24 protein-coding genes are annotated in these 24,734 nt (G+C 74.0%); 6 read left to right on the top strand and 18 right to left on the bottom strand.

The genetic code is table 11. The features are described from left to right. Positions 1-5 precede the first annotated feature (5 nt). The 3 genes from EDF18_RS09850 to EDF18_RS09840 are packed head-to-tail and all read right to left on the bottom strand — an operon-like array spanning position 6 to position 2,853. A complete protein-coding gene (locus EDF18_RS09850; protein WP_199732414.1) occupies positions 6-512 on the bottom strand; it encodes a hypothetical protein in 507 nt (168 codons plus the stop codon). Then, complete coding sequence (locus tag EDF18_RS09845) at positions 512-1,945, bottom strand: FliI/YscN family ATPase (protein WP_369878354.1); 1,434 nt, start codon at positions 1,943-1,945, stop codon at positions 512-514. The genes EDF18_RS09850 and EDF18_RS09845 overlap by 1 nt, the downstream gene beginning before the upstream one ends. After that, positions 1,939-2,853: a hypothetical protein gene (locus tag EDF18_RS09840; RefSeq protein WP_123547643.1), complete on the bottom strand. Its 915-nt coding sequence runs from the start codon at positions 2,851-2,853 to the stop codon at positions 1,939-1,941. Before EDF18_RS09840 ends, EDF18_RS09845 begins: the two co-directional genes overlap by 7 nt. Before the next feature lie 222 nt (positions 2,854-3,075). On the opposite strand from EDF18_RS09840, the gene EDF18_RS09835 reads away from it, so the two are divergent. Together EDF18_RS09835 and EDF18_RS09830 are read left to right on the top strand one after the other, a co-directional pair. Next, positions 3,076-3,519, top strand: coding sequence for a hypothetical protein (locus tag EDF18_RS09835; RefSeq protein WP_123547642.1), 444 nt, complete (start codon positions 3,076-3,078; stop codon positions 3,517-3,519). Continuing rightward, the gene (locus EDF18_RS09830; protein ID WP_123547641.1) at positions 3,516-3,920 is read left to right on the top strand and encodes a transcriptional regulator; all 405 of its coding nucleotides are present in this window, start codon (positions 3,516-3,518) and stop codon (positions 3,918-3,920) included. Before EDF18_RS09835 ends, EDF18_RS09830 begins: the two co-directional genes overlap by 4 nt. Positions 3,921-4,325: 405 nt before the next feature. Here the strand turns inward: EDF18_RS09830 and fliG are convergent, their stop codons facing one another. From fliG to flgB, 5 genes are read right to left on the bottom strand one after another with little or no spacing between them, the layout of a single operon-like run. Then, positions 4,326-5,363 carry a flagellar motor switch protein FliG gene (gene fliG, locus EDF18_RS09825; protein WP_255416195.1) on the bottom strand — a complete coding sequence of 346 codons (1,038 nt, stop codon included), beginning with the start codon at positions 5,361-5,363 and terminating at the stop codon, positions 4,326-4,328. A 47-nt stretch (positions 5,364-5,410) separates the two neighbouring features. Continuing rightward, positions 5,411-7,099, bottom strand: a complete 1,689-nt coding sequence (gene fliF, locus EDF18_RS09820) for a flagellar basal-body MS-ring/collar protein FliF (protein WP_123547639.1) — start codon at positions 7,097-7,099, stop codon at positions 5,411-5,413. Next, the gene (gene fliE / locus EDF18_RS09815; protein ID WP_123547638.1) at positions 7,099-7,464 is read right to left on the bottom strand and encodes a flagellar hook-basal body complex protein FliE; all 366 of its coding nucleotides are present in this window, start codon (positions 7,462-7,464) and stop codon (positions 7,099-7,101) included. Before fliE ends, fliF begins: the two co-directional genes overlap by 1 nt. Continuing rightward, complete coding sequence (locus EDF18_RS09810) at positions 7,464-7,859, bottom strand: flagellar basal body rod protein FlgC (RefSeq protein ID WP_043596823.1); 396 nt, start codon at positions 7,857-7,859, stop codon at positions 7,464-7,466. Before EDF18_RS09810 ends, fliE begins: the two co-directional genes overlap by 1 nt. Continuing rightward, positions 7,859-8,218, bottom strand: coding sequence for a flagellar basal body rod protein FlgB (gene flgB / locus EDF18_RS09805; protein WP_123547637.1), 360 nt, complete (start codon positions 8,216-8,218; stop codon positions 7,859-7,861). The genes EDF18_RS09810 and flgB overlap by 1 nt, the downstream gene beginning before the upstream one ends. A 246-nt stretch (positions 8,219-8,464) precedes the next feature. On the opposite strand from flgB, the gene EDF18_RS09800 reads away from it, so the two are divergent. Continuing rightward, positions 8,465-8,758: a hypothetical protein gene (locus tag EDF18_RS09800; RefSeq protein WP_123547636.1), complete on the top strand. Its 294-nt coding sequence runs from the start codon at positions 8,465-8,467 to the stop codon at positions 8,756-8,758. Positions 8,759-8,868: 110 nt separating this feature from the next. Next, complete coding sequence (locus EDF18_RS09795; RefSeq protein WP_123547635.1) at positions 8,869-9,453, top strand: DJ-1/PfpI family protein; 585 nt, start codon at positions 8,869-8,871, stop codon at positions 9,451-9,453. A gap of 101 nt (positions 9,454-9,554) precedes the next feature. Here EDF18_RS09795 and EDF18_RS09790 read toward each other — a convergent pair whose 3' ends face one another. Together EDF18_RS09790 and EDF18_RS09785 are read right to left on the bottom strand one after the other, a co-directional pair. Beyond that, positions 9,555-10,241, bottom strand: a complete 687-nt coding sequence (locus tag EDF18_RS09790; protein ID WP_233569091.1) for a response regulator — start codon at positions 10,239-10,241, stop codon at positions 9,555-9,557. Beyond that, positions 10,238-12,193 carry a sensor histidine kinase gene (locus EDF18_RS09785; RefSeq protein ID WP_123547634.1) on the bottom strand — a complete coding sequence of 652 codons (1,956 nt, stop codon included), beginning with the start codon at positions 12,191-12,193 and terminating at the stop codon, positions 10,238-10,240. Before EDF18_RS09785 ends, EDF18_RS09790 begins: the two co-directional genes overlap by 4 nt. 161 nt (positions 12,194-12,354) lie before the next feature. Between EDF18_RS09785 and EDF18_RS09780 the strand changes: the two genes are divergently transcribed. Beyond that, positions 12,355-13,902, top strand: coding sequence for a CitMHS family transporter (locus EDF18_RS09780; RefSeq protein ID WP_123547633.1), 1,548 nt, complete (start codon positions 12,355-12,357; stop codon positions 13,900-13,902). A 124-nt stretch (positions 13,903-14,026) separates the two neighbouring features. On the opposite strand, the gene EDF18_RS09775 is transcribed toward EDF18_RS09780, so the two are convergent. The 7 genes from EDF18_RS09775 to EDF18_RS09745 all read right to left on the bottom strand — a co-directional run bounded on the left by EDF18_RS09775 (position 14,027) and on the right by EDF18_RS09745 (position 21,474). After that, positions 14,027-14,362 carry a hypothetical protein gene (locus EDF18_RS09775; protein WP_123547632.1) on the bottom strand — a complete coding sequence of 112 codons (336 nt, stop codon included), beginning with the start codon at positions 14,360-14,362 and terminating at the stop codon, positions 14,027-14,029. Further along, a complete protein-coding gene (gene fliS / locus EDF18_RS16805; protein WP_123547631.1) occupies positions 14,352-15,020 on the bottom strand; it encodes a flagellar export chaperone FliS in 669 nt (222 codons plus the stop codon). Before fliS ends, EDF18_RS09775 begins: the two co-directional genes overlap by 11 nt. Beyond that, on the bottom strand, positions 15,020-16,402 hold the full coding sequence (fliD, locus tag EDF18_RS09765; protein WP_123547630.1) for a flagellar filament capping protein FliD: 1,383 nt from the start codon (positions 16,400-16,402) through the stop codon (positions 15,020-15,022). Before fliD ends, fliS begins: the two co-directional genes overlap by 1 nt. Positions 16,403-16,693: 291 nt before the next feature. Continuing rightward, positions 16,694-17,551 (bottom strand): flagellin, encoded by an 858-nt coding sequence (locus tag EDF18_RS09760; protein WP_304982881.1) that lies wholly within the window; start codon positions 17,549-17,551, stop codon positions 16,694-16,696. 117 nt (positions 17,552-17,668) lie between these two features. Further along, a complete protein-coding gene (locus EDF18_RS09755) occupies positions 17,669-18,490 on the bottom strand; it encodes a sigma-70 family RNA polymerase sigma factor (RefSeq protein ID WP_123547629.1) in 822 nt (273 codons plus the stop codon). A 380-nt stretch (positions 18,491-18,870) separates the two neighbouring features. After that, complete coding sequence (locus tag EDF18_RS16615) at positions 18,871-20,409, bottom strand: family 16 glycosylhydrolase (protein WP_233569090.1); 1,539 nt, start codon at positions 20,407-20,409, stop codon at positions 18,871-18,873. A 60-nt stretch (positions 20,410-20,469) separates the two neighbouring features. Then, on the bottom strand, positions 20,470-21,474 hold the full coding sequence (locus EDF18_RS09745) for a DMT family transporter (RefSeq protein ID WP_123547628.1): 1,005 nt from the start codon (positions 21,472-21,474) through the stop codon (positions 20,470-20,472). Between the two features lie 125 nt (positions 21,475-21,599). Here EDF18_RS09745 and EDF18_RS09740 point away from each other — a divergent pair, with 125 nt between their 5' ends. Continuing rightward, a complete protein-coding gene (locus tag EDF18_RS09740) occupies positions 21,600-22,160 on the top strand; it encodes a CGNR zinc finger domain-containing protein (protein ID WP_123547627.1) in 561 nt (186 codons plus the stop codon). 57 nt (positions 22,161-22,217) lie between these two features. Here EDF18_RS09740 and EDF18_RS09735 read toward each other — a convergent pair whose 3' ends face one another. Next, entirely contained in the window at positions 22,218-24,428 is a 2,211-nt protein-coding gene (locus tag EDF18_RS09735) for a hypothetical protein (protein WP_123547626.1), read from the bottom strand. Between the last annotated feature and the right edge of the window lie 306 nt (positions 24,429-24,734).

Genomic DNA, 24,734 nt, shown 5'->3' with positions numbered 1-24,734 from the left:
GGGGCTCACTGTGCGCCTCCTGGCGTCGGTGTCTGGGTCGGGGTGCCGGCGGGCCGGGCAGCAGCAGCAGCAGTCGAGGAGGCGGCGGCCTCGGCCTGGCGCACCCGCCACGACTGGCCGGCGATCTCGTCGAGGGCGGCCTGCTCGGTGCGGAGGTCCTCGGCGGCGGCCTCGACGGCGTGCGCGGCCTCGAGCTTCTCGAGGCCGATCGCAGCCCGGCGCGCCGCCCCGAACGCCGTCTCCGCCTCGTCCGCCTCGGCGCGGCGGCGTGCCGCGACCGCGTCGAGCTCGGCGAGCATCGCCCGGCTCGACGCGCGGGAGGCGGCGATCGCGCTGAGCATGGCCGCGTCCGTCACCTGCGCGGGCCCGTCGTCGAGGGTGCGCTTGGCGGCGAGGCGACGGTCGGCGGCGTCGCGCAGCCGGTCGTTCGCCTCGGCGAGGTGCCCGGCGGCCTGGTCCTGCTGCGCGTGGCGCAGCCGCAGGAGGCCGAGGAGGGAGAAGGCACGGGCCATCAGGCACCCCCGAGCCGGGCGGTCAGCTGGGCGAGTCCGGCCCACGAGGCGGCGGTGTCGGCGCGCTCGTCCATGCCCTGCTGCAGGAACGCGTCGATCGCGCCCTGGTGCTCGACCGCGGCGTCGACGAGCGGGTTCGTGCCCCGCTGGTAGGCGCCCACGTCGAGCAGGTCCTGCGCGGCGCGGCGCGCGGCCATCACCTTGCGGAGGCTCGTCGTGGCGGCGCGCTGCTCGGGGGTGGTCACCTTCGAGGCGACGCGTGAGACGGAGCCGAGGGCGTCGATCGACGGGAAGTGCCCGGTCACGGCCAGCTTGCGGTCGAGCACGACGTGCCCGTCGAGGATGCTGCGGGCCGCGTCGGCGACGGGCTCGTTGTGGTCGTCGCCGTCGACGAGCACCGTGTACAGGCCCGTGACGGAGCCGATCCGGTCGGTCCCGGCACGCTCGAGCAGCTCGGCGAGCACCGAGAACGTCGACGGCGGGTAGCCCCGCGTCGCCGGCGGCTCGCCGACCGACAGCCCGATCTCCCGCTGGGCCATCGCGACGCGGGTCAGCGAGTCCATCATCAGCACGACGTCGGCGCCCTGGTCGCGGAACGACTCCGCGATGCGGGTCGCGACGAACGCGGCACGGAGGCGCATCAGCGCCGGCTCGTCGCTCGTCGACACCACGACGACCGAGCGGGCGAGGCCCTCGGGTCCGAGGTCGTCCTCGAGGAACTCGCGCACCTCCCTGCCTCGCTCGCCGACGAGGGCGATGACGCTGACCTGCGCGTCGGTGCCGCGGGCGATCATCGACAGCAGCGACGACTTGCCGACTCCCGAGCCGGCGAACAGGCCGACGCGCTGCCCGCGCCCGACGGTCGTCAGCGTGTCGAGCACGCGGACGCCGAGCTGGAGCGGGGTGTCGATCCGCGCACGGTGCATCGCGGACGGGGTCTCGTGGTGCAGCGGGACGAGGTCGACGGAGCCGCCGTCGGGGTCGCGGAGCGGGCCGCGCCCGTCGATCGGACGGCCGAGCCCGTCGAGCACGCGGCCGAAGAGACCGGTACCGGTGGGGACGAGGAGGGGGCGGCCGGTCGAGCGCGCCGGCGTGCCGGCCGTCACGCCGGTGAGGCGGCCGAGCGGCATGCAGCGGAGGCCGTCGGGGGTGGTCGCGACGACCTCGGCGAGGGCGGAGGCGGACGTCGTGGCGGAGGCGGTCGTGACGGTGGCGGTCGTGACGGAGGCGGCGGCGGCGCTGGTGCTCAGGGAGGCGGCGTCCGTGCTGGTGGCGGGCACGCCGATCTCGAGCACGTCGCCGACCGCGGCGTCGAGCCCGCGCACCGTGATGCCGAGCCCGACGGCGCTGACGACGCTGCCGACGCGCTGCGGGCGCGCGGCGGCGCGGGCGGCGGCCAGGCGGGTCCGGGTGGGCGCGGTGAGGGTCACGATGCCCCCAGCAGAGCGGTGCGGGCCCGGGCGAGGGCGGTGACGAGCCGGGCGTCGACGAGGCCTGCGGGCAGGTCGACCTCGGCGTCTCCCCGGGCGAGCCGGGCGTCGGCGACGAGCGGGACCGCGGAGGCGGCGACCGCGTCCCCGAGGGCGGCCAGGTCTGCCGGGTGCAGGCGCACGCCGACGACCAGCGAGCGGTCGAGCCCGTCGAGCGCGCGGGCGACGGCGGCGCGGGCCGTGCGGCCCTCGCGGGGGCCTGCGGGGTGCGGTGCGGCGGCGTGCTCGGCGACGCTGAGGTGCTCGGTGGCGGCGCGGTGCTCGGCGACGCCGTCGTGCTCGGCCGCGGGGCGGCTCCCGGCTCGGACGTCGGGCTCGGACGCCGCGACCTCGTAGCCGACCACGGCCGACGCGAGGTCGAGGGCGGTCTGGACCAGCGCCTCCTCGGACTCGGCGAGCACCGGCGCGACCCGCTGCCGCAATGCGTCGGCGGCCGAGTCGAGCGCGGCGAAGGAGGCGGCGAGCGAGCGCTCGAGGCGCGTCACGGACTCGACGTGCTCGGCGTCCATCGCGACCCGGCGCGCGGCCAGGTCGGCCTCGGCGGCGCGGAGGCCCGCCGCGTAGCCGGCCGCGTGGCCGCGGGCCTCGGCACGGGCCGCGCGTGCGGCGGCGTCGGGTTCGGCGTGGGGAGAGCGGAGCGACGCACTGCGGGCGGCGGCACCCTGGGCGCTGGCACCGAGGCCGGCGAGCGTGCCGAGGCCGGCGCCGCGGGTCACGGCGTGACCGGGGTCGAGTGCGGGGGCGGTCGTCGACGAGCCGGACCGCACCTCCGTGAGCGAGGGGTAGACGACGCGCGAGAACGACTCCGGGGCGGAGATCGTCTCCGAGGCGGAGATCGCGGGATCGAGCATCGACGGGCCGTTCAGAGGGGAGGGCGGTGCGGCCGATCCGTGGCCAGGGGTCGAGCGATCCGTGCTCAAGGGCGACTCTCGGCAGGTCGCGGGGGGCGCGTAAGGCGTTGCCCCGAACGGGGGCAGGTGCGGCGAGGCGGCTTTCTCAAGCGATCAGAAAGTACTTGCTTAACAAGAAAGTACTTCCTAGAGTGGGAAACACATCGAGGAGAGGACGACACCATGACCGACCAGACCAGGCTCCCCACGCCGGACGAGGCCCGTCGACTGCTGGACGAGGCCGACTCGACAGGGCGCCACGCCACCGCTCGGGCCGGCTGGCCCGGCGTCGCGGTGCTGCTCTCGCTCGGCTCCGTGCTGTCGCTCGGCACGCTCGCCCTCGGGCTCACGACGGGCACGAACTACTTCGTGGCGATGATCGCGCTGCTGGTCTGGATCGCGGTCGTGGTGGCGTTCCAGCTAGCCTTCCTCCGGTCGCACCGCATCGGGTTCGGCCGCCGCTGGGGCCTGTACCTCGGGGCGATCTTCGCGATCTACGTCGTGGCGATGGTCGTCGTCGGCTCGTCCCAGGGCGAGGACGTCGTCGGCACCTGCGCGCTGGCCGCCGCGCTGATGGTCGTCTCCGTCGCCGCGGCGACGCACGAGGCTCGGCAGGCGGAGCGATGAGCGGCGACGGTGCGGGGTCGGGCACGGGCACGGGCACGGGATCGAGCACGGGCACGGGCGCGGTCGCGGGGAGCGTCGCCGGTGCGGGGGGCGACGGCACGTCCCGCGGTCCGCACCCGCGCCTCCGGCTGTCGGAGACGCTGCACCAGCCGGTGCGGTTCTCGATGGCGGCGGCGCTCGCGGCGGCCGACCAGCTCGACTTCAAGGACCTCCGCGACGCCGTCCAGGTGACCGACTCCGCGCTGAGCAAGCAGATCAGCACGCTCGAGGCCGCCGGGTTCGTGAAGGTGTCGAAGGGGTTCGTCGGCAAGCGGCCGCGGACCTCGCTGAAGCTGACGCCGGAGGGGCGCGCCGCCTGGACCGCGCACCTCGCCGTGCTGCGCGAGATCGCCGCCGGCTAGCGCTGCGCGACGCCCACTACCGGCCGCCTGCGGCCTGCCGGCGTCCGCAAAGCGAGAGAGATCCTGCCCAGCTCGACCGCGCCTCCTGGGTTCGATGCTCGTCGCGACTGGATCACTCTCAAATTTGAGAGTGATCCAGTCGCGAGCCGAGGAGGCGCGGGCCGAGCCGCGCGAGACGCCGCAGAACCCGACAGAACGGGCCCGGATCACCCTCTCGTACCCGGATATCCCCGTATCGCAGCTTCACCGGTCGGCATTTGCCGACCGGTGGACCGGGTAACAACAGCCACCGTTCCAAAGCGAGACAGATCCGCTTCCGCCGGGCACAGGACCGGGCAGAACCGGGCAGTCGCCGCCGCATCACTCTCAAATTTCGAGGGCGAGCAGCGGCGGCGGCAGCAGGGGCTACTCGACGAGGGCGTCCTCGTCGGCGCGGTGGATCGTGATCGTGCCGAGCGCCTCGAGCTCGCGGATGGCACGCACGACCTCGGCCCGCGCCTCCTCGACCTGCGACTTGCGGACGGGGCCCATCGACTGCAGCTCGTCGTCGAGCAGCTCGCGGTTGCGCTCCGAGACGTTGCCGCGGATGACCTCGACGACGGCGGCGAGCGCCCCCTTCATCGCGGTCGCGAGCACGGCGGCGTCGATCCCGCGGAGCACCTGCTGGATGTCGCGCGACTCGAGCTTGACGATGTCCTCGAAGGTGAGCATCCGCGAGCGGACCTCCTCGGCGAGCTCGGGGTCGCGCTCGTCGAGGCCGTCGAGCAGGGCGCGCTCGGTGGCGCTGTCGCTGCGGTTGATGATCTCGACGAGGGGCTGGATGCCTCCGACGACCTCGACCTGCTCGCGCGGAGCGACGACGGCCCCGGCACGGACCTTGAGCGTGGTCGCGACGATGCCGACGGCCTCGGGCGTCGCGGTGCCCATCGTGGCGATGGCCTGCGCGACGTCGGTGCGGGCGGCGACGTCGAGGCCGGCGAGCACGGCCGAGGCCTGCTGCGGCCGCAGGTGCGCGAGCACGAGGGCGATGGTCTGCGGCAGCTCGCCGTCGAGCAGGGTGATGACCTGGCCGGGGTCGGCCTCGTCGAGGAACTCGAAGCTCTTGCCCATCGCGTTCGAGGCGAGCCGCTCCATGACGCCGGCGGCGCGCTCCGAGCCGAACGACGCCTCGAGCAGGCCGACGGCGACGTCGTGTCCGCCGCGACGCTGGTAGCGGCCCGAGCGGGTCAGGTCGTGGAACTCGGCGACGGCCGACTCGGCCACGGCGGGGTCGACGCGGCGCAGCTTGACGATCTCGGCCGTGATCTCCTCGGCCTCCTCCTCGCTGAACTGCTTCATGACGACGGCGGCGTGCGCCTGCTCCATCTGCATGAGGATGACCGCGACCTTCTGCGGCCCGGTCAGCGCCGGGCGCGTGGCAGGCGCGCCGAAGGCGGCGGGCACCCCGAACGCCTGCGTCGGGGTCAGGTCCGCAGCGGACGCGGTCGCGCTCACGACTGGACCCGCTCGTCCATCAGGCCGCGCAGCAGCTCGGCGGTCTTCTCGGGGTCGCGCTCGGCGAGGGCGTCGATCTCGGCGCGGCGGCGCTCGGCCGACACGTACTCGGGCGAGGGCTCGGGCGCCGCGACCGGCAGGGCCACGGTGGCGGCCTCGTCGGCGAGCAGCTGACGGCGGGAGGCGGCGCCCGCGTCGTCGAGGTCGAGCCGCATGGTCGCGTCCCAGGTCTGGGCCGCGTTGCCCGCCGCGAGCTCGCCGAGGTCGACGTCCTCCCGGTCGTGCCGCTTGTTCTTCTTCGCGAAGACGACCAGGCCGACGATGAGCGCGATCACGATCAGCGCGACGATCCCGACGGTGCGGATCGTGCCCCACATGGCCTCGGAGGCGGCGGCCGCGTCGGCCGCGGCGAGCGCCGCCTTCGCGGCCTCGGCGCCCTCGGTGTCGAAGTCGACCAGGGCGACCTCGACCGCGTCGCCGCGCGCCGTGTCGATCCCCGCGGCGTTCCGCACGAGGTCGTTGATGCTCTGCATGTTCACGCCGGAGGCCGCGTTCGCGTCCAGGGCGACCGACACGGTCTGCCGGCTGACGCCTCCTGCGGGCACGCTCATCGTCTCGGTGACCTTGTCGACCGCGTTGTTCTTGGTGGCCGACTCGTTGACGTAGCCGTCGTCGCCGGTCGCGGTGCCGGCTGCGTCGGTGCCGGTGCCGGTGCCGTTCGGCACGGCGATGTTGTCGGGGCCGAGCACGCCTGTCGCGCCGGTGCCGCCCGCTCCCCCGGAGCCCGCGCCGTACTGCTCGGTGGTGCTCGACTCGTTGAGGGCGATGGGGCCGCTGGTGGGCTGCGCGAACGACTCGGTGACCTTCGTGCCCGAGCTCTGGTCGAGGTCGGCGGCGACGATCACCGACGACTTGCCGGGGCCGACGACCTTGTCGAGCATCGTCTGCACGGCGGTCTGGACCTTCGACTCGTAGTCGCTGGCCTGGTCGCCGGCGCCGCCGACGGCCCCGGTGCCGACCTGCGAGAGCACGGCGCCCGTCGAGTCGGTGACGGCGACGTCGGTCGTCGCCATGCCCTCGACGGAGGCGCTGGTCAGGTTGACGATCGCCTGCACCTGCTTGCTGGTCAGCGTCACGCCGCCCTGCGTCTCGACGAACACCGACGCGGTGGGGTCCTTCTGCTCCGCCACGAAGACGGACTCCTCGGGGATCGCGAGCTGCACGGTGGCGGTCTTCACGCCGTCCATCGCCGAGATGGTCTTGGCGAGCTCGCCCTCGATGGCGCGCTTGTAGGTGACGTCCTGCTGGAACTCGGACGAGGTGACGCCCATGGTGTCGAGCAGCGAGTAGCCGCCCTGGCCGCCGGTCGAGGGCAGGCCGGCCGCGGCGGCGGTGAGGCGCTCCTGGTAGACGTGCTCCTCGGGCACGAGGATCGTGCCGCCGCCCGCGGTCAGCTCGTAGGGCACCCCGTCGGCCTTGAGCTGCTCGACGATGGCGCTCGCGTCGGCGGGCTCGATGCCGCTGAAGAGCGGCGAGTAGCTGGGCTTCGTCAGCCAGCTCACGAGGGCGACCGTGCCGAGCACGAGCGCGGCGATCAGGATGACCGCGATGGTCTTCTGGGCGACGGAGAAGCCGCCCATCGTCGCCCGCATCCGGGCGAGGGAGTTCTGCACTGCGGTCGGCATCAGGCCTGCATCCTCATGATCTCGGTGAAGGCGTCGACGCCCTTGTTGCGGACGGCGGCGACGAGCTCGAGCGTCACCTGGGCACGGGTGGCCGCGATGGTCGCGTCGTGGATGTCGGTGAGGTCGCCGGTGACGGCCTTCACGGCGAGCGTCTTCGACTGGCTCTGCAGCTGCTGCAGGCCCTCGACCGCGCCGACCATGCTCGAGCCGAAGGCGGCACCGGAGGCGCTGGCCGCGCCGGTCGTCCCGGTGACGGAGGAGGCGCCTCCTGCGTTCCCGACCGCACCGCCCTGCAACAGGGCGGACACGTCGGCGAAGCCGGTCTGCTGCACTGCCCCGATCGCGGGGACGCCGCCGACCGGCATCAGCCGCGGCCGATCTGGAGAGCGGCCTCGTAGGCGGTCTTGGCGCGGTCGACCACGGCGGCGTTCGCCTGGTAGCCGCGCTGGGCCATGATCAGGTCGCCCATCTGGGCCCCCAGGTCGATGTCGGGCATGCGCACGTATCCCTCGGCGTCGGCGAGCGGGTGGTCGGGCAGGTAGGTGACGCGGCCGGCCTCGCTGCCGTAGCGGTCGGCCTTGACGAAGACGCCGCTGGTGCCGGCGCCCTCCTGGACCTCGACGTAGCGGGCCTGGAACGCGGTGTCGTCCATGGACTTCACCGTGTTGACGTTGGCGATGTTGTCGGAGACGGCGTCGAGCCACTTGCGGTGCACGGTCAGGCCGGTGCTCGCGATGCCGATCGCGTCGAAGGCGGTCATCAGTTCGTCCTGTACGCGGCGCGGACGCTGGTCAGCTCGCCGTTCATCGCCTGGGTGGCGAACTGGTAGCGGAGCACGGTGTCGATGTTCGACAGGGTCTCGGTGTCGAGGTTGACGTTGTTGCCGTCGAGCCGCGTCGGCTCGAGCGAGCGCTGCGTCGTGGCCTGCACGTGGCCGGCCCCCTGCACGGCGCCGCCCTGGGCGACGGACCGGCCGAGCGCCTCCTCGAACTGCACGCGCTTGGCCTGGTAGCCGGGCGTGTTCACGTTCGAGATGTTGGCGGCGATGGTCTTCTGGCGCAGCGAGAGACCGTCCAGGGCGCTCTGCAGCGCCGCCTGGGTCACGGATTCGATCGGCATGGTGCCCGTCCGGGGTGTGGTGTGGTCTGGGGGCCGATCCGTGGCCGAGGGGTCGAGCGATCCGTGCTCAGGGCGCTCTATCGGCGCGGGCCGGGGGTGCGTAAGGCCGCGCGGGGCACGTGCCCCCGGAGTGGGGGCGCGGTGCGTCCGGACGACGAGTTGCCCGAGATGGTCGGCTGGGCGGAGGCCAGGCGACCATCTCGGGCAACTCGGCGGCACGGCCGGGCACGATGCGACACTGGGGGCGTGAGCGACGACGACGCGTGGCCCGACGGGCTGGACGATGCCCGTCGCCTGTTCGGCACCCCCGACGGGGCCGAGCCGGCGACCGTCGACGGCGACGTGGACGACGCCGACCGGGTGCGTCACGTGCTGGGCCGCTCACTCGGCGGCGCCGTGGGGCTCGTCCTGCTCGGGCTGATCGCGGCGGTGGTCGTCGTGGTCGTGGTCGTGCCGCTGCTCCTGTGGCCGGTCGGCGCGTGGATCGCGTTCCTGCGGCCGCCGCCCCTCGAGCTGCCGTCGCTCTGGTGGTTCCGGTGAGCGGCGTGCGGCGGCCGATGGCCGTGCTCGTCCTCGCGGGCTGAGACTCGCCCCGCCCCGTCGGCCGCCGGCGGTGCGGCGTCCTGTCGTCCAGCGACGAGACTGGGGGCATGACCAAGACGATCGGCATCTTCCTGTTCGACCAGTACGAGGAGCTCGACGCGATCGGCCCCTGGGAGGTGCTCTCGTACTGGACGAAGGGGCACCCCGGCGACGGCTGGGAGGTGATCACGTTCGGCGACGCCCCCGGGCCGGTCACCGCCGCGAAGGGCCTGCGCGTGCTGCCCGACACCACGATCGACGAGCTGCCGCCGCTCGACGTGCTGATCTACCCGGGCGGCAAGGGCACCCGCGCCCACCTCGACGACGAGGAACGGCTCGAGTGGGTGCGGCAGCAGGCCGAGACCGTGCCGCTGATGACGAGCGTCTGCACGGGCGCCCTCGTCTACGCCGCCGCAGGCCTGCTCACAGGGCGTGCCGCCACGACGCACTGGGGCTCGACGGTGCTGCTCGGCAGCCTCGACCCGACGATCGACGTGCGCGAGGACGAGCGCTTCGTGGACGACGGCGACGTGATCACGTCGGCGGGCGTCAGCGCCGGGATCGACATGGCGCTGCACCTCGTCATGCGCCTCGGAGGCGCGTCGCGAGCCGAGCAGGTCCGTCGCGGCATCGAGTACACGCCCGTTCGGTGAGGTGGAGATCGATGTGACGCGTCGGGGGTGTCCGTGCTGCCGCGACGCCTCCGACGCGTCACATCGTCCCGCCGAGTCCGCGCGAGGAGGCGCGGCGAGGGTCAGCGGCGCTGGTAGCGGTGCTCGGGCCGGCCGGTCGCGCCGTAGCGCAGCTGCATCGCGAGCTGCCCGTCGGCGCTGAGCTGCGCGAGGTAGCGCTGCGCGGTCGCCCGGCTGACGCCGACCTGGTCGGCCACCTCCGAGGCCGAGACCTCGACGGAGGAGGCGACCACCGCCTCCAGCACGGCCTGCTCCGTCGCCGAGCGCGACCGGGAGGAGGCGCGGGCGTCTCCCGAGTGGAGGATGCGCTGGGCACGCTCGACCGCCTCCTGGTCGGTGCCGCCGTCGAGCACGTGCCGGAACCGCAGCCAGGACCGCAGCCGGTCGACGAGCAGCTCCGCTGCGAACGGCTTGATCAGGTAGGCGAGGGCTCCGCGGCGGAGCGCCGTGCGGATCGTCTCGCCGTCGGACGCCGCGCTGAGCACGAACGTGTCGACGTCCAGCTCGCGGAGCAGGTCGAGCCCGCGGCCGTCGGGCAGGTACAGGTCGAGCAGCACGAGGTCGACGCGCTCGCGGGCGACCACCCGGCGGGCCTCGGCGACGGTGCCGACCGCCGGCAGCGCGCGCAGCTCGGGCTGCGCGTCGACCTGCGCACGGTGCACCTCGGCCACGAAGAAGTCGTCGTCGACCACGAGCACGGTCAGGGGGGCAGGTGCCGGCGCGGGTGCGGGTGCGGCGGCGTCGGTCACGGGGTGCTCCTCGGGGTCGGGACGGGCGCGGGCTCACCGGTCGGGACGGTGCGGGTCGGGTCGGTGCCTGCCGGACCGGTGCCGGCGGAGGCGGTGCCGCCCGGTTCGACCGCGCCGACGAGCCGGGCGCAGAACACGGCGCCGTGCCCGTCGCCGCGCGGCGACGCGAGCCAGACGTCGCCGCCGGCCCGGCGGGCGATCTCGCGCGACAGGGGCAGGCCGAAGCCGAGGCCGTGCACGCGGTCGGGGTCGAGGTCGGGGTCGAGGTCGGGGTCGAGGTCGGCCTCGGGGTCGGCGTGGGGGTCGGCTCCGGCGTCGCCGATCGGGTCCGCCACGGGCCGTCGCGCGAACAGGGCGTGCTCGTCGTCGACCCCGCGCCCCGAGTCCATCACCGACAGGTGCAGGTCGCGTCCGTCGTCGAGCACCTCGACCTCCACCCACGCCGGCGAGGTGCCGCCCGCCACCGCGGCGCGCACCGCGTTGTCGACGAGGTTGCCGAGCACGGTCGTCACGTCTCCGGGCTCGACCACGGAGCCCGAGACCAGCGTCTCGGGGCCGAGCTGCAGCAGGACCCCCTTCTCCGCCGCCTCCACCCCCTTCGCGCCGAGGAACGCCTGCAGGTGCGGCTCGGTCAGCCGGTCGGCGTGCTTGACGGGGTAGCGCAGCGGCCCGTGCTCGAGCACGTCGGCGAGGTAGCGCTTGGCCTGGTCGACCCGCCCGATCTCGAGCAGCCCGCTGACCGCGTGCAGCCGGTTCGCGAACTCGTGCCGCTGGGCGCGCAGGGCGGTCGTCATCGCGCCCACCGCGTCGAGCCGACGGGTCAGGGCCTCGACGGCGGTGCGGTCGCGCAGCACGGCGACGCGCCCGAGGTCGACCCCCTCGCGCCGCACCGGCCGCACGTCGACGAAGAGCACGTGCGGCCCGACGACCAGCGTCGTCGACTCGGGCCGGGCCGGGCCGCGGCCGAGCAGGGCGACGAGCGGCTCGGGCAGGTCGAGGTCGCCGAGGAGGCGCCCCACGGCTCCGTCGGCGAGCCCGAGCAGCTGCGCCGCCTGCTCGTTGCACACGCTCACGCGCCCGTCGCGCGCGACGGCGAGCACCCCCTCCCCGACCCCGGCGAGCACGGCCTGCTGGTTCTGGACGAGCGACGCGAGGTCGTCGGGCTGCAGCCCCAGCGTGAGCCGGTCGAGGCGACGCCGGATCAGCACGGACGCGACGACGCCGAGCCCGAGGGCGAGCACCGCGACGGCCGCCACCGGCAGGCTGTCGCGGACCAGCGTGTCGTAGACCCGCGCCGGGGCGTAGCCGACGCTGACCTCGCCGACGACCACGGCCCGGCCCGCGGCAGCGGCATCGGAGCCGGCCGCGGCGTCGGAGTCGGCCGCGGCGTCGGAGTCGGCCGCGGCGTCGGCCTCGTAGATCGGGACCTTCGCGCGGGCGGAGTCGCCGAGGGTGCCGCGCTCCCACGAGACGGTCTCCTCGCCGCGGAGGGCCGCGTCCGGGCTCGTGCTGACCATCTCGCCGATGCGGTCGGGGTCGGGGTGCGCGAGGCGGACCCCGCGGTCGTCGGTGACGACGACGAACAGGGCCCCGGTGCGCTGCTGGGCCGCGACGGCGGTGCGCTGCAGGTCGCCGTCGGCCAGCGCCTCCTCGTCGAGGGCGGTGCCGTCGACGCTCAGCCGCGCGACCTCGGTGCGGACGTCGACGTCGCTCGCGACGCTCTGCGCCACGGCGAGCGCCGTCGACTCGGCCTCGCGCTCGAGGCGCTGCACGGCGAGGGCGACGAACACGGCGCTGGTGAGCAGGACGATGGCGGTCACCACCGAGAGCTGCAGCAGGAGCACCTGCGTCGCGAAGCGGGTGCGCCGGCGAGGCCGCGGCGCGGACGCGGTCGCGGTCGCCGCGTGCGCGCGTGTCGCGGCGGGCGCCGCCCGTGAGCTGTCGTCGGTCACGTCCGCCAGCGTAGGCGGCGGCGGGGGAGGCGCGTGAGCAGAACGCGCAGAACGCGGCCAACGTGCGGAACGGCCCCAACGCGCAGAAGCAGGACGCGCCTCCTCGTGCCCGGCTAGCGTGCCCGGACGCGCCACCGCGCCCGACGGACGAAGGAGTCCTGATGCTCGTTGTACTCGGCTATCTGATGGTCCTCACCTTCATGGTGCTGATCATGACCAAGCGGCTCTCGCCGATGCTCGCCCTGATCATGGTCCCGACGATCTTCGGCCTCTTCGCCGGCGCGGGGCTCGGCATCGGCGACATGGTGATCGAGGCGATCGGCGACCTGGCCCCCACGGCCGCGCTGCTCATGTTCGCGATCATGTACTTCGGCCTGATGATCGACGTCGGACTGTTCGACCCGCTGGTGCGGCTGATCCTGCGGGTGACCGGCAACGACCCGGCGAAGGTCGTGCTCGGCACGGCGCTGCTCGCCGGCGCGGTCTCGCTCGACGGCGACGGCTCGACGACGTTCATCGTGACGACGGCGGCCATGCTGCCCATCTACCTCAAGCTCGGCATGAGCCCGGTGGTGCTGACCTGCGTCGCCGGCCTCGCGAACGGGACGCTGAACATCGTGCCGTGGGGCGGCCCCACCGTGCGCGCCGCCGCCGCCCTCGGGGTGCAGCCGAGCGAGATCTTCGTGCCGCTCGTGCCGTCGCTGATCGCGGGCCTCGTGCTCGTCTTCGTGTTCTCGTGGCTGCTCGGGCTGAGCGAGCGTCGCCGCCTCGGGACGCTCGAGCTGGGCGGCTCGAAGCTGGCCGCCGCGGCGTCGGCGATGTCTCCGCTCTCGCAGGAGCTCGCGAGCGCCTCGCGCGGCGGCGGCCCCGGCGTGCCCGGCGTCGGCGTCTCGATGTTCACCAGCCCGACGGTCGCCCTCGGCGTGCGCGGCGGGCGGGCCGACGGCTCGCGGGCGGACGGGCCGGGCGAGCGAGCGGTCGACAACCCCGGCGGCGGTGTCGGCTCGGGCTCGGACGGCAGCGCGAACGGCTCGCTCGGCGGCGGCGTCACGATGGCCGACACGATGCTCGACCCCGACCGCGCCACGCTGCGGCCCCGGATGATCTGGTTCAACCTCGTCCTCACGGTCGCCGTGATGGTGCTGCTCGTCGCCGACCTGTTCCCGCTCGCCTACGTGTTCATGGTCGGGACGGCGGTCGCGCTGCTCGTGAACTTCCCCCGCGTCAAGGAGCAGTCGGCCGAGATCGTCGCCCACGCCCCGAGCATCGTCGGCGTCGTGTCGATGGTCTTCGCGGCCGGCGTGCTGATCGGCGTGCTCAACGGCACCGGCATGGTCGACGCGATGGCCCAGTGGCTGGTCGACGTGATCCCCACCTCGATGGGGCCGTACCTGGCCGTCATCACGGGGGTGCTGAGCCTGCCGCTCACGTTCTTCATGAGCAACGACGCCTTCTACTTCGGCATCCTGCCGGTGCTCGCACAGAGCGGCGCCGCGTTCGGCATCGACCCCGTCGAGATGGCCCGCGCGTCGGTCGTCGGACAGCCCGTGCACCTGCAGAGCCCGCTCGTGCCCGCGATCCTGCTGCTCGTCAGCCTCGCGAACGTCAACCTCGGCGACCACCACAAGAAGGTGCTCTGGCGCGCGGCGATCGTGTCGCTGGTGATGCTGGCCGTGGCGATCGTCGTCGGCGTCATCCCCTGGGGCTGAGGAGGCGCCTCCCGGGCTGTCGTGCCCGTGATCCGCGCGTGATCGGTCGCGGTAGACCTCGCGACCCCAGGAGGTGCGGGTGCGGCAGCGCGGATCACTCGCGTCGTGAGAAGTCCGGGCGGGGTCAGCCGGTGGCGTCGAGGTAGACCGGGCGCTCGGGCTCGTGCGACGACTCGACGCTGCGGACGGCCCCGAGGTGAGCGAGCACGGCCTTTCGTGCGGCGTCGAGCCGGGCGAGGGCCCCGCGCTGCACGCCGGCGACGGCGGCGGCCCGGTCGGCGAGCTCCGCGGGCAGCGGGCCGAGGCCGGCCGGCGGCGTCCAGGTGCCGTGCGCACCGAGACCGGCACCGGACACGCCGGTGCCGTCGGCGGCGAGCTGCGGGTCGCGCCCCGCGACCGCCTCGAGCTCGTCGAGGGCGGCGAGCCAGGCGGCGTGGGTGCGGTCGGTCCTAGGCGACACCGAGCTCGCCCCCGAGAGAGGTCGAGGAGGCGTTGGTCGCCCCGTAGCCGGAGGTCGCGGCCCCGAAGGCGGCGACGCCCACGGGCAGCGGCGAGCCGGCGCCGGGCTGCGACGCGGTCGGCGAGGCCGGTGCCGCAGACGGGAAGGCCGACGCCGCGAACGCGGGCGCGGCCGCGGCCGGAGCAGCGACACCGGCACCGGCCGACGCAGACGCACCGGCACCGCCGGCCACCCCGCCGCCGAGCGACGTCGCCGCCTCGTGCCACGCCTGGCGGAGCGGCTCGAGCAGCCCGGTGACCTCGCGGGTCAGGGCCACGTCGCGATGGACGTTCGCGTTGACGAGCGCCGTCGAGGTGTAGCTGTAGAGCGCAAGCAGGCCCTCGCCGCCGTCCCACACGTCGACGCGCAGCGACGAGGTGAGCTCGGCGATGATCGCCTGGGCGTGCAGCAGCTGCTCGGACGCAGTCGCCCACTCCTGGCCGACCTGGGCCTTCTCGGCGCGCGCGAGGTCGAGCAGCAGGCGGTCGTAGAGCATCGTGACGAGCTGCACGGGCGTCGCCGAGAGCACGGCCTGTTCGGCGTACTCCGACCGCTGGCGCTGCACGACGGTGGTGGGCTGGGAGGCGGCGGCGAAGGCCGCGAAGGAGGTGGCGTCCATCAGCTGCTCGCGTTCAGGCTCGAGATCTGGCTGGTCAGCCAGCTCTGCTGCGCGGTGAGCGAGCTGAGTGCGACCTCGAGGGCGGTGTAGGTCTTCTGGAGCTGGGTGCGACGCGACGCCAGCCGGTCGTCCCAGTTCGCGATCTGGGCGGTGAGGTCCTTCACGACCGACTGCTGGCCGGTGATGATCTTCGTCAGCGTGCCGTCGCGCTTGTCGGACGAGCTCGTCGCGGCGGCCTCGACGCGGCCGGCGATCTCGGAGAGTGTCGCCTGCACCTTCACGGGGTCGGCCGCGAGCGCCGCCGAGAACTTGGCCTCGTCGAACTCGAACGCCCCGGTCTTCGTGATGGAGATGCCGATGCTCGAGGGCGAGACGCCGCCGATCGGCGACGACATCGCGGTGGTCATCTTCTGCACGACGTCGCGGGTCGTCGAGCTGCCGGTGAAGGTGCCCGACGTGACCGTCACGGCTCCGGAGGCGCTGGTCGAGGTCGACGTCGCGCTCTTCGACGCGATGAGCGTGAGGATGCCGTTCAGCCCCGACACGAGGTCGGAGGCGACCTTCGACGACGCGGCGCCGTCGCGGGCGACGGTGAGCGTGACGGGGTCGGTGCTCGGCGCCGTGACGGTGACCGAGACTCCGGGCAGCAGGTCGGCGAAGGTGTTCGTCGCGCTCGTCACGACCTGCTCGGCGGCGGTGCCCGCCCAGAGGGTGACGGACGCGTCGCGCGCCTGCTTGACGACGGCCGCGCCGGGGGCGGCGAGCAGGTCGGGGGCGGTGCCGGCGGCGACCTCGGCGGCCGTGCCCTGGTGCACCGTGAAGCCGCCCGCGGCGCCGGTCGTCGCGGAGGTGAGCTGCAGACGGTACGTGACGGCTCCGTCGGCGTCCTTGCCGGACGCGACCTTGACGGCCTTGACACCCGCCTCCGACGAGTTGACGGCACGCACGAGGTCGTCGAGCGACGAGGAGGCGCTGGTCACCTCGACCGCCTTGCCGGCGGCCGACGTGAGGGTCAGCGTCGCGGGCGACGTGGGCCAGGCGGTCATCGGGGCGGTGACGCCGCTCTTCGCCTGCGCGGTGGCGCCGACGGTGAAGTCGATCGAGCCGGGCAGCGCGGCCGCGGTCGTCGTGGCCGTGACGTCCTTCGAGCTGCTGCTGGCGGTGAAGGCGGCGAGCGAGTCGGCCTTCGCGGTCTTGGTCGCGAGGGTCGCCAGCTCGGCGACCTTCGTGTTGAGGCCCTGGAGCGCGGTGACCAGCGCCTGGTTCGCGGTCGCCTTGTTCTTCAGGATCGTCTGGGGCACCGCCTCCGCCGCCATCAGGCCGTTGATCAGCGTGGTGGTGTCGAGCCCGGAGACGAGACCGTCGATGCCGAACGAGGCCATCGGGTGCTCCTTCGGGGACGGGGGCGGGCGAGCTGAGGAGGTGCGGAGGAGACCGCAGGATGCAGGAGTCGTGGGGTGGTGCGGTGCTGCGGGAGGTGCCAGCGAGGTCGTCGTCGACGCTCGGGATGACGCTGGGGATGCTGCTCGGGATGACCGAGGGCCGGGACGCAGAGGATCAGCTGCTGCGTCCCGACCACCGGTCGTGAACCGTTCGCTCCCGGAGGAGCCGAGCTCAGGTGGTGTCAGGCCCCCGCTGGGATCGGGAGCCGGTCGACCGCCGGTCGGTGACGACTAGCGGAGGAGCGACAGCACGCCCTGGGTGCTCTGGTTCGCCTGTGCGAGCATCGCCTGGCCGGCCTGGCTGAGGACGTTGGATCGCGTGTACTTGACCATCTCCTCCGCCATGTCGACGTCGCGGATGCGCGAGTTCGCCGCCGTGAGGTTCTCCTTCGCGACGTTGGTCGACGCGATGGAGTGCTCGAAGCGGTTCTGCACGGCACCGAGGTCCGAACGAGCCGACGAGACCTTCGTGATCTGCTCGTCGATGGCCTTGATCGAGTCGAGGGCGTCGGCTGCAGTGTCGAAGACGAGCGCACCCGTTCGCGTGCCGTCGGCCGCGACCGTGCCACCGATCTTCGTGGCGACGTCGCCGACGTTGATCAGCTTGACGTTGATCTGGTCGTTGGCGGCGATGCTGCCGGCGCCGACCTGGAAGGTCAGGCTCTTGTCGGCGCTGAGCAGGTCGATCCCGTTGAAGTTGGTCGAGCCGGAGAGCCGCGTGAGCTCGTCCGACAGGGCCGTGACCTCGGTGGTGATCGCCTTGCGGGCGTCGGCGTTGTTCGAGTCGTTGCCGGCCTGGACGGCGAGGTCGCGGACGCGCTGCAGGATGGAGTGGACCTCGTTCAGTCCGCCTTCAGCGGTCTGGACGACGGAGATGCCGTCCTGGGCGTTGCGCGCGGCCACCGTCAGTCCGCCGACCTGCGAACGCAGGCCCTCGGAGATCGAGAGGCCGGCCGCGTCGTCAGCGGCACGGTTGATGCGGAGGCCCGACGAGAGCTTCTCCAGGCTCTTCGACAGGTCGTTCTGCGTGGCGTTCAGGTTGCGGTAGGTGTTGTTCGCCGCGAGGTTGGTGTTGATCTGCATGCCCATGGTGTTTCCTCTTCCGTGACTGGGTGGTGTTCGTCAGCCCGTCCGTGGGCTGACACCGGCTACTCTCGGCCGGTCGCCGGTGCTCGTTAGCCGAGCGCCGAAGTTTTTCTGGATCCGCTAGACGGCGGCGCTGAAGCCCTCGGAGGCCGGCTCGCGCACGGCGCGGGCGATGCCCACGGCGGCGTTCGTGGCGACCTTCGAGAGGTAGGCGCTGCGGCGCGCGTGCGCCGTCTTGGAGACGGGCACGAACTCGGCCTGCTCGTCGTCGGCGTAGTGCGCGGCGAGCGCGTCCCGGAGCAGGCGGACCGCCTCCGTGCGCTGCTGCGAGACCGCGCTGTGGGTGATGCCGAGCTCGGCGGCGACCTCGGTGACCGTGCGGTCGCCGAAGTAGACGGCCTCGACGATGAGGCGCATGCGCTCGGGGAGGGCGTCGACGGCGGCGCGCACGTAGCGGCTGCGCTCGCTGGCGAGGAGGTGGTCGCCGGGCATCGGCACGTCGGCCGCGAGGTGGTCGGCGACCGTGTCGTCGAGGGTCGAGACGGTGCGGGCCGCGTCGGCGAGGGCGCTCGACGCGGTCTGCCGGTCGACGCCGAGGGCGCCGGCGATCTCGTCGACCGAGGGGGCGCGTCCCAGGGACGCGGTCAGCGCCTCCTGCGTGGACAGCGTCTCCTTGATGCGCTTGCGGGTGCCGCGGCTGGCCCAGTCGCCGGAGCGCATGTCGTCGGCGAAGGCGCCGACGATGCGGGTGCGGGCGTAGGCGCCGAACGGGATGCCGAGGGTCGGGTCGAACGCGTCAGCGGCCTGCACGAGGGCGACGGCGCCGACGCTCGCGAGGTCGTCGCGCGACAGGTGGGTGGCGCGGGCGCACACCTCGCTGACGAGGTAGCCCACCAGCGGCAGGTTCTCGACCACCATGGCGTTGCGTTCGGTGCGGTTCATCCGGTGCTCCCAGCAGGACGGGGGCCTGCGCGGGGCAGGCCGGTGTTCGTTTCCGGGCGCGACGGACAGCCCTCTGATCAGGGCTCGTTCGTCGGTCCGCTCGTTCGGTCGCGGGTAGGCGAGGTGGTGCAGGGCTCGGACTCCGTGGACGTCGGGCCAGGGACTTCGGGTCTCCCGGCCCGGCGGATGTCCTCCGCCGTGCAAGAGCAAACCTATCGACGGGCCGAGGGCCGTATAAGGGGTGCGCTGTCCCCAGTGAGGGGGCGCACACGGCGCGCCTTCGGGGGGTGCCGGGCGGTGCTGACCCCCGGGCTGGGGCGGCGGTGCCCTAGCGGGGGAGGTGCGTCAGGCGATAAGGGGAGGGGGACGGCGGAGGCGGGTCAGTTGCGGTAGACGCGGATCCAGTCCACCTTCATCTGCTGCGGCAGCACCGTGGTGCCGTCCGGGTAGCCCGGCCACTGGCCGCCGACCGCGACGTTGAGCACGAGGAAGAACGGGGCGTCGAACACCCACGGGTCGCCCCCGGTGCTCGCGCGCGTGACGCGGTGGTAGACCTGCCCGTCGACCGACCACTCGATCGACCCGGGCTTCCGGTCGACCGCGAACGTGTGGAAGGTGTCCGCGAACGCCCAGCCCTGGGGGTGCCGGTACGTGCCGCTGATCGCCTCGCCCCCCGAGTAGCCCGGACCGTGCACCGTGCCGTGCACGAGGTGCGGCTCGCGGCCGATGTTCTCCATCACGTCGATCTCGCCCGCGGCGGGCCAGCCCTTCGCGGGCAGGTCGGCGCCGAGCATCCAGAAGGCCGGCCAGATGCCCTGGCCCCGCGGGACCTGGATCCGCGCCTCGACGCGTCCGTACTGGGTCTCGTACGTGCCCTGCGTGGTCAGGCGCGCGGAGGTGTAGGTGCCGTTCGCCTCCTTCCGCGCCGTGATGACGAGGGCGCCCGCTCCGTCGAGCGCCGAGTTGGTCCTCGACGTCGTGTACGTCTGCAGCTCGGCGTTGCCCCAGCCGCCGGCCCCGGTCTCGAGGTTCCAGGTCGCCGGGTCGGGAGCGCTGCCCGCGGCCCCGTCGAACTCCTGTGCCCAGACGACCCCGGCAGGCAGCGCGGCGGTGCGTCGCACGCCCAGCGTGTCGCGGCCGTCTCCGTCCCAGTCGCCGACGAGGGTGGTGTCCCCTGCCCGCCCGTAGGCCTGGACGCGGTCGGCCTCGCCGCCCGCGAACGAGTCGCTGACGAAGTAGGTCGTGGCGCGGCGCACGACGGGGGTGTCGCGACCGTCGCCGTCCCAGTCGCCGACGTACACCTGGTCGTCGGCGCGGCCGAAGGTGAAGGCGACGTCGGCGGCGCCTCCGGCGATGGTGTTCTTGAGGTGGAAGGCGTTCCCCCGGCGGATGCCGAGGGTGTCGCGGCCGTCGCCGTCCCAGTCGCCGACGAGGACGAGGTCGTCGGCCCGGCCGTAGGCGAGCACCTGCTCGGCGGCGCCGCCCGTGAGCCGGTTCGTGAGGTGGTAGGTCGACCCACGGCGGATGGCGGGCGTGTCCACGCCGTCGCCGTCCCAGTCGCCGGTGAGCGCGACGTCGGACGGCGTCCCGAAGCGGCCGGTCCGGAGGTCGCCGCCGCCGCCGAGCACGTCGTCGAAGGCGAAGGTCGCGTCGCGACGGGTCGCGAGGCTGTCCGCCCCGTCGCCGTCCCAGTCGCCGACGTGGACGGCGTCGTCGTCGAGCCCCCAGGTGAAGGCCCGGTCCGCGTCGCCGCTCCACCGGTCGTTGAGGAAGTACTGCGTGCCGACGCCCCCGACGGCGCCGCCGGAGGCGACGGCCGGGAGGCCGCTCGTCACCGTCGCGCCGACGCAGATGCCCGCCACCACGATCGCCGCCCGTGCTCGTCGTCCCACGATGTCGCCCCCCTCGCCGGCGACCACGCCGGACCCTGACGGCCGTCCTCGCGGAGGCGAGGCCCGGCCGGTCGATGTGGCCCGACCCTATCGGCGCGGGGGGCCGTCCACCACCGTCGTCGACGACTGCTCGGCCGGGCCGGCGAGCGTCGAGGCGAGCACCTCGGGCGCCGCACTCGGCTGGTCGGCCCCGGCGTCCGACCGCACGGCGACGATGCCGGCGACGATCAGGACGCCTCCGACGAGCTGCCACGGGGTCAGCGCCTCGTCGAGCAGCACCCACGCCCAGGCCGCGGCGGCCGCGACCTCGAGCAGGCCGACGAACGAGGCCAGGCGCGACCCGAGCATCGAGCTCGCGGTGATGCTCGTCGCGTAGGCGACGGCGGTGGCGACGACCCCGATGACCAGCATCGGCACCCACCAGGCGACGACGCCGCCGAGCACCACGACGTCGGCGGCCGACGCCGTGAAGGGCACGAGCCCGGTGAGGCCCAGGAGCCCGAGCAGCGCCGACCCGACCAGCAGCCCCGAGGCGGCGAGCGCGACGGGCGGCAGGTCGCCGGACGGCTGCGCCGCGATGACGAAGTACCCGGCGCAGCAGACCATCGCGAGGACGCCGAAGAGCAGGCCGAGGGGGTCGAGCGCTCCCCCGCCGCCCGGCGACACGACCAGCACGAGCCCGGCGGCGGCGACCGCGGAGCCGATCAGCACGACCCCGGCCGGCCGACGCCGCGAGGCGACCCACGCGACGGCGACCAGGAGCAGCGGAGCCATGTACTCGAGCAGGATCGCCGTGCCGACCGGGATGTGCTGGATCGCCGCGAAGTAGAAGACCTGCGTGCCCGCGACGCCGACGACGGCCATGCCGAGCACACGACGACGCGCCCGCCAGATCGGTCGGAGGTCGAGGCGGAGCGCCGCGAGGGCGACCGGCGCCAGCAGCGCGCCCCCGACCAGGGCGCGGACGGCCACGGCCGCGACGGGGCTCCAGCCGGAGGCGAGCAGCGGCTTGACGAACGGGCCCGACACCCCGAAGGAGGCGGCGGCCACGACCGCGACGATCAGTCCGGTCGTGAGGTGGCGGCGGTCCACGGCTGCTCGATTCGTCAGGGGCTGCCGGTCGTCGAGGACGACCGGCGCGTCAGGGGCACTGTTCTCATCAGGGGCTAAAGGGTGATGAGTCCTGACAGTAGACTGGATGCGAGTAAGGAGTCAATGTGCTTTTCGCCCCTGACACGGAAGACGTGCTGGAGTTCGACGCGACGATCCTCAACACGGCCGCCCGAGCGACCCGCAGCGGCGTCGACCAGCTCGCCACGACCGACCAGCTGGCCGAGCTGATGACGCGCTTCGGCTTCTCGGGCCGGTTCGACGGCGACGAGGCCGAGCTCGAGGCCGTGCGGCAGGCCCGCACGCGCCTCCGTCAGCTCTGGACCCTCGACCGCGACGCGATGGTCGAGGCGGTGAACGAGCTGCTCGCGCGGCTGCAGGCGGTGCCGCGGCTCGTGCGGCACGGCGACCTCGACTGGCACGTGCACGCCACCCCGCAGGAGGCGCCCCTCGCGGACCGCATCCTCGTCGAGGCCGCCATGGCCCTCGTCGACGTCGTCCGGACCGACGAGACCGGACGCCTCCGCGAGTGCGCGGCGGACGACTGCGACGGCGTGCTGGTCGACCTCTCGCGGAACGCCTCCAAGCGCTTCTGCAGCGTGCGCTGCAGCAACCGCGTGAACGCGGTCGCGTTCCGCGAGCGGCGCGCCGCCGACCCGCTCGCGTAGCGCGCCGCGGCAGGCCGTCAGGCCGTCAGACCGTCAGGCCGTCAGGCCGTCAGGCCGTCAGGCCGTCAGACGGCTGCGGCGGCGCGCGGCGACCAGCACGACCCCGGCGGCGGCGAGCGCGAGGCCGAGGGCGCCGGCCGTCCAGGCGACGAGCGACGATCCCGTGAAGGCGAGGCGCGCCTCCTCGTCGTCGGCGACGGGCGCGGCCGCCGCGGGTGCCGACGTGGCCGCCGGCGCCGCGGGGGCTGCGGGGGCTGCGGGGGCAGGGACCGGTGCAGCGACCGTGCCGATCCGGAACGCCGTCGAGGCCTCGGCGGACGCGTAGACCGTGTCGCCCGAGTAGGCCGCGGTCACCGTGTAGCTGCCGTCTGCCAGGTCGGGGACGATGCAGGCGACGGTCGGCAGGGTCACGGTGCAGACGGTCGTGGCTCCGGTCGAGAAGACGACGGTGCCGGTGGCGTCCGCGGGCAGCCCCGTGACGCTCAACTGCGCGTCGCCGTCGACGACGACCGCGGCGGCAGCCAGGGTGACGGGGGTGGTGACGACGACGAACGAGCCGAGGTCGGCCCGGGTCGGCTCGTGCGCGGCGTCGGCCTGGTCGTAGTCGACGCGGACGGCGGTCGACGGGTCGGCGTCGGTCGTGCACGTCGCCGTGGACGTCGGTCCCGACGCGGCCGGCACGAGGTCGGCCTCGCAGAGCAGCTCCTCGGTGGCCGAGTCGACGAACTCGACCGTGCCGAGGGGCGCCGTCGGGTCGGTCGCCGCGGCCGAGGCGACGTCGGCGGTGAAGACGGTGGACAGGCCGGTGGTGCCCGGCGTCTGTCGGCCCGACGACGACGTGACGACCGTGGGCTCACGCACTGCCGAGACCTCGAGCTGCGACGTCGCCGCGGCGGAGTCGGTCGACGACACGGTCGTGAGCACGGTCAGGGCGCCCGCAGCGTCGGCGGTCGCCGTGTAGGGCAAGGTCAGGACCGGCAGGGAGGCGCCCGGCGCGAACTCGGGAGAGGGCACGACGGTGCACGTCACGGTCCGGCCGGAGACGGTGCACGCCCAGCCGGTCGCCCCGCTCGGCAGCGTCGGGGCGAGCGCCTCGGGGAACACGAGCGTCGCCACCACGGGCTCTCCCTCGGCGCCGCCGTCGGCACTGACCGACGCGGCGACGCTGACGCTCGAGCTGCGAGTCGGGACGACGGTCGCGCTGCCGGACGTCGCCTGCGCGAGCACGGGGGCTGGGCCGACGAGGGTCGTCGCCCGGGCGTTCGCGATCTCGTGGTAGTCGGACAGGCTGCCGGTGCCGCCGGTCCAGCCGAAGGTGAGCTTGTAGGGCACGCCGGTCGTGGGGTCGTACCAGGAGGGGTCGGTCGACGAGCCGAGGAGGGAGGGCAGGGGGCCCTGGGTGATCGTCGGCGCGCTGCCGAAGCTCCCCTGGAGGCTCACGACGTAGCTGCCGGCCGGCACCTCGAGACCCGACGGCGAGGTGACGGGGTCGGCCGAGGGGTTCACGGCCACCTCGACGGGGACTCGACCGGCCTCGTCGCGGACGCCGTCGAACCCGCGCAGGCTCCCGTCGACCGGGGTGCTGCTCAGGACGCAGTAGCCCGTCGACCCGTTGCCGGGCCCGCGGAGAGTCAGGGCGTTCGAGCCCGCCCCGCCGACGGGCGGGCACGAGTTCCCGCTGAAGGCGGGGTTGGCGAAGTTGCCGTAGGCGTCCAGCCCCACGCCCAGGTAACCGTTCGCGAGGCCGAGCTGCGAGTCCTGCGGGCTGTAGCCCAGCGAGCCGCCGATGCCTCCGAGGCGCGTCGGCACCTCGGGGTCGAAGGGATCCGTCGCCGCCAGGTAGAAGGTCAGGCCGTCGGCGGCGCCGCCGCCGTACTGCCACGAGTCGAAGGTGACGTCGAGGCCTTGGGCCGTGGGCACCGAGACGGTCGACCCGACGCCGCCGGACTGGCTCGTGCCGGTGTCCGTGAGGCGGAGCGCGCCCGAGCCCTCGGGGTCGTTCGCGAAGCGGCACCCGGGGATCGGCGACGCGGCGACGTCGGTGCCTGCGGTGAGGCAGGCCACGTTGCCCGACGGCGTCGTCGGCAGCAGGAAGTCGGGCCCGGCCGAGGCCCCGCCGAAGCTCTGGTCGAGGAACACCGTCTGCGCGGGAGGAGCCGCCTGGGCGGCACCGGCACCGACCCCGGAGAGGAGCAGGGCCCCGGCGACGGTGGTCGCGGCGAGCCCGGCGGCGGCACGGCGGAGGAAGGGGGAACGGAGAGGGCGCATCGGGATCCGGCTTCGTCGGGTGGTCTCGCTCGTCGAGACGTGCTGAGAGTAGGCGATGAGAGGCGCATACCGCCAGGTATCGGCGTGTCGTGTCGGCGGCCGTGCGCTCAGCGGACCGGCTGGCAGCTCGGGCACCACCAGGTGCGGCGCCGGCCGGGGTCGTCCGCGACCTCGGCGCGCACGAGCACGGTCGTGCCGCAGCGCAGGCACGGCCGCCCGGCGCGCCCCGCCACCCACCCTCGGGCCGTGGGCAGGCTACCGACGCCTCCGCCACCGCCTCCGACACCGGCGCTCCGGCGCTCCCGC

This window comes from Frigoribacterium sp. PhB107 (genome assembly GCF_003751515.1).
Classification (GTDB): Bacteria; Actinomycetota; Actinomycetes; order Actinomycetales; family Microbacteriaceae; genus Frigoribacterium.
This window is presented reverse-complemented; position numbering and strand designations above follow the sequence as displayed.

Excerpts from the sequence above, each read along its gene's own strand:
- EDF18_RS09850 (WP_199732414.1), bottom strand. The coding sequence starts at position 512 with ATGGCCCGTGCCTTCTCCCTCCTCGGCCTCCTGCGGCTGCGCCACGCG.
- EDF18_RS09840 (WP_123547643.1), bottom strand. The coding sequence starts at position 2,853 with ATGCTCGATCCCGCGATCTCCGCCTCGGAGACGATCTCCGCCCCGGAG.
- EDF18_RS09835 (WP_123547642.1), top strand. The coding sequence starts at position 3,076 with ATGACCGACCAGACCAGGCTCCCCACGCCGGACGAGGCCCGTCGACTG.
- EDF18_RS09830 (WP_123547641.1), top strand. The coding sequence starts at position 3,516 with ATGAGCGGCGACGGTGCGGGGTCGGGCACGGGCACGGGCACGGGATCG.
- fliF (WP_123547639.1), bottom strand. The coding sequence starts at position 7,099 with ATGCCGACCGCAGTGCAGAACTCCCTCGCCCGGATGCGGGCGACGATG.
- fliE (WP_123547638.1), bottom strand. The coding sequence starts at position 7,464 with ATGCCGGTCGGCGGCGTCCCCGCGATCGGGGCAGTGCAGCAGACCGGC.
- EDF18_RS09810 (WP_043596823.1), bottom strand. The coding sequence starts at position 7,859 with ATGACCGCCTTCGACGCGATCGGCATCGCGAGCACCGGCCTGACCGTG.
- flgB (WP_123547637.1), bottom strand. The coding sequence starts at position 8,218 with ATGCCGATCGAATCCGTGACCCAGGCGGCGCTGCAGAGCGCCCTGGAC.
- EDF18_RS09795 (WP_123547635.1), top strand. The coding sequence starts at position 8,869 with ATGACCAAGACGATCGGCATCTTCCTGTTCGACCAGTACGAGGAGCTC.
- EDF18_RS09780 (WP_123547633.1), top strand. The coding sequence starts at position 12,355 with ATGCTCGTTGTACTCGGCTATCTGATGGTCCTCACCTTCATGGTGCTG.
- fliS (WP_123547631.1), bottom strand. The coding sequence starts at position 15,020 with ATGGACGCCACCTCCTTCGCGGCCTTCGCCGCCGCCTCCCAGCCCACC.
- fliD (WP_123547630.1), bottom strand. The coding sequence starts at position 16,402 with ATGGCCTCGTTCGGCATCGACGGTCTCGTCTCCGGGCTCGACACCACC.
- EDF18_RS09760 (WP_304982881.1), bottom strand. The coding sequence starts at position 17,551 with ATGGGCATGCAGATCAACACCAACCTCGCGGCGAACAACACCTACCGC.
- EDF18_RS09755 (WP_123547629.1), bottom strand. The coding sequence starts at position 18,490 with ATGAACCGCACCGAACGCAACGCCATGGTGGTCGAGAACCTGCCGCTG.
- EDF18_RS09735 (WP_123547626.1), bottom strand. The coding sequence starts at position 24,428 with ATGCGCCCTCTCCGTTCCCCCTTCCTCCGCCGTGCCGCCGCCGGGCTC.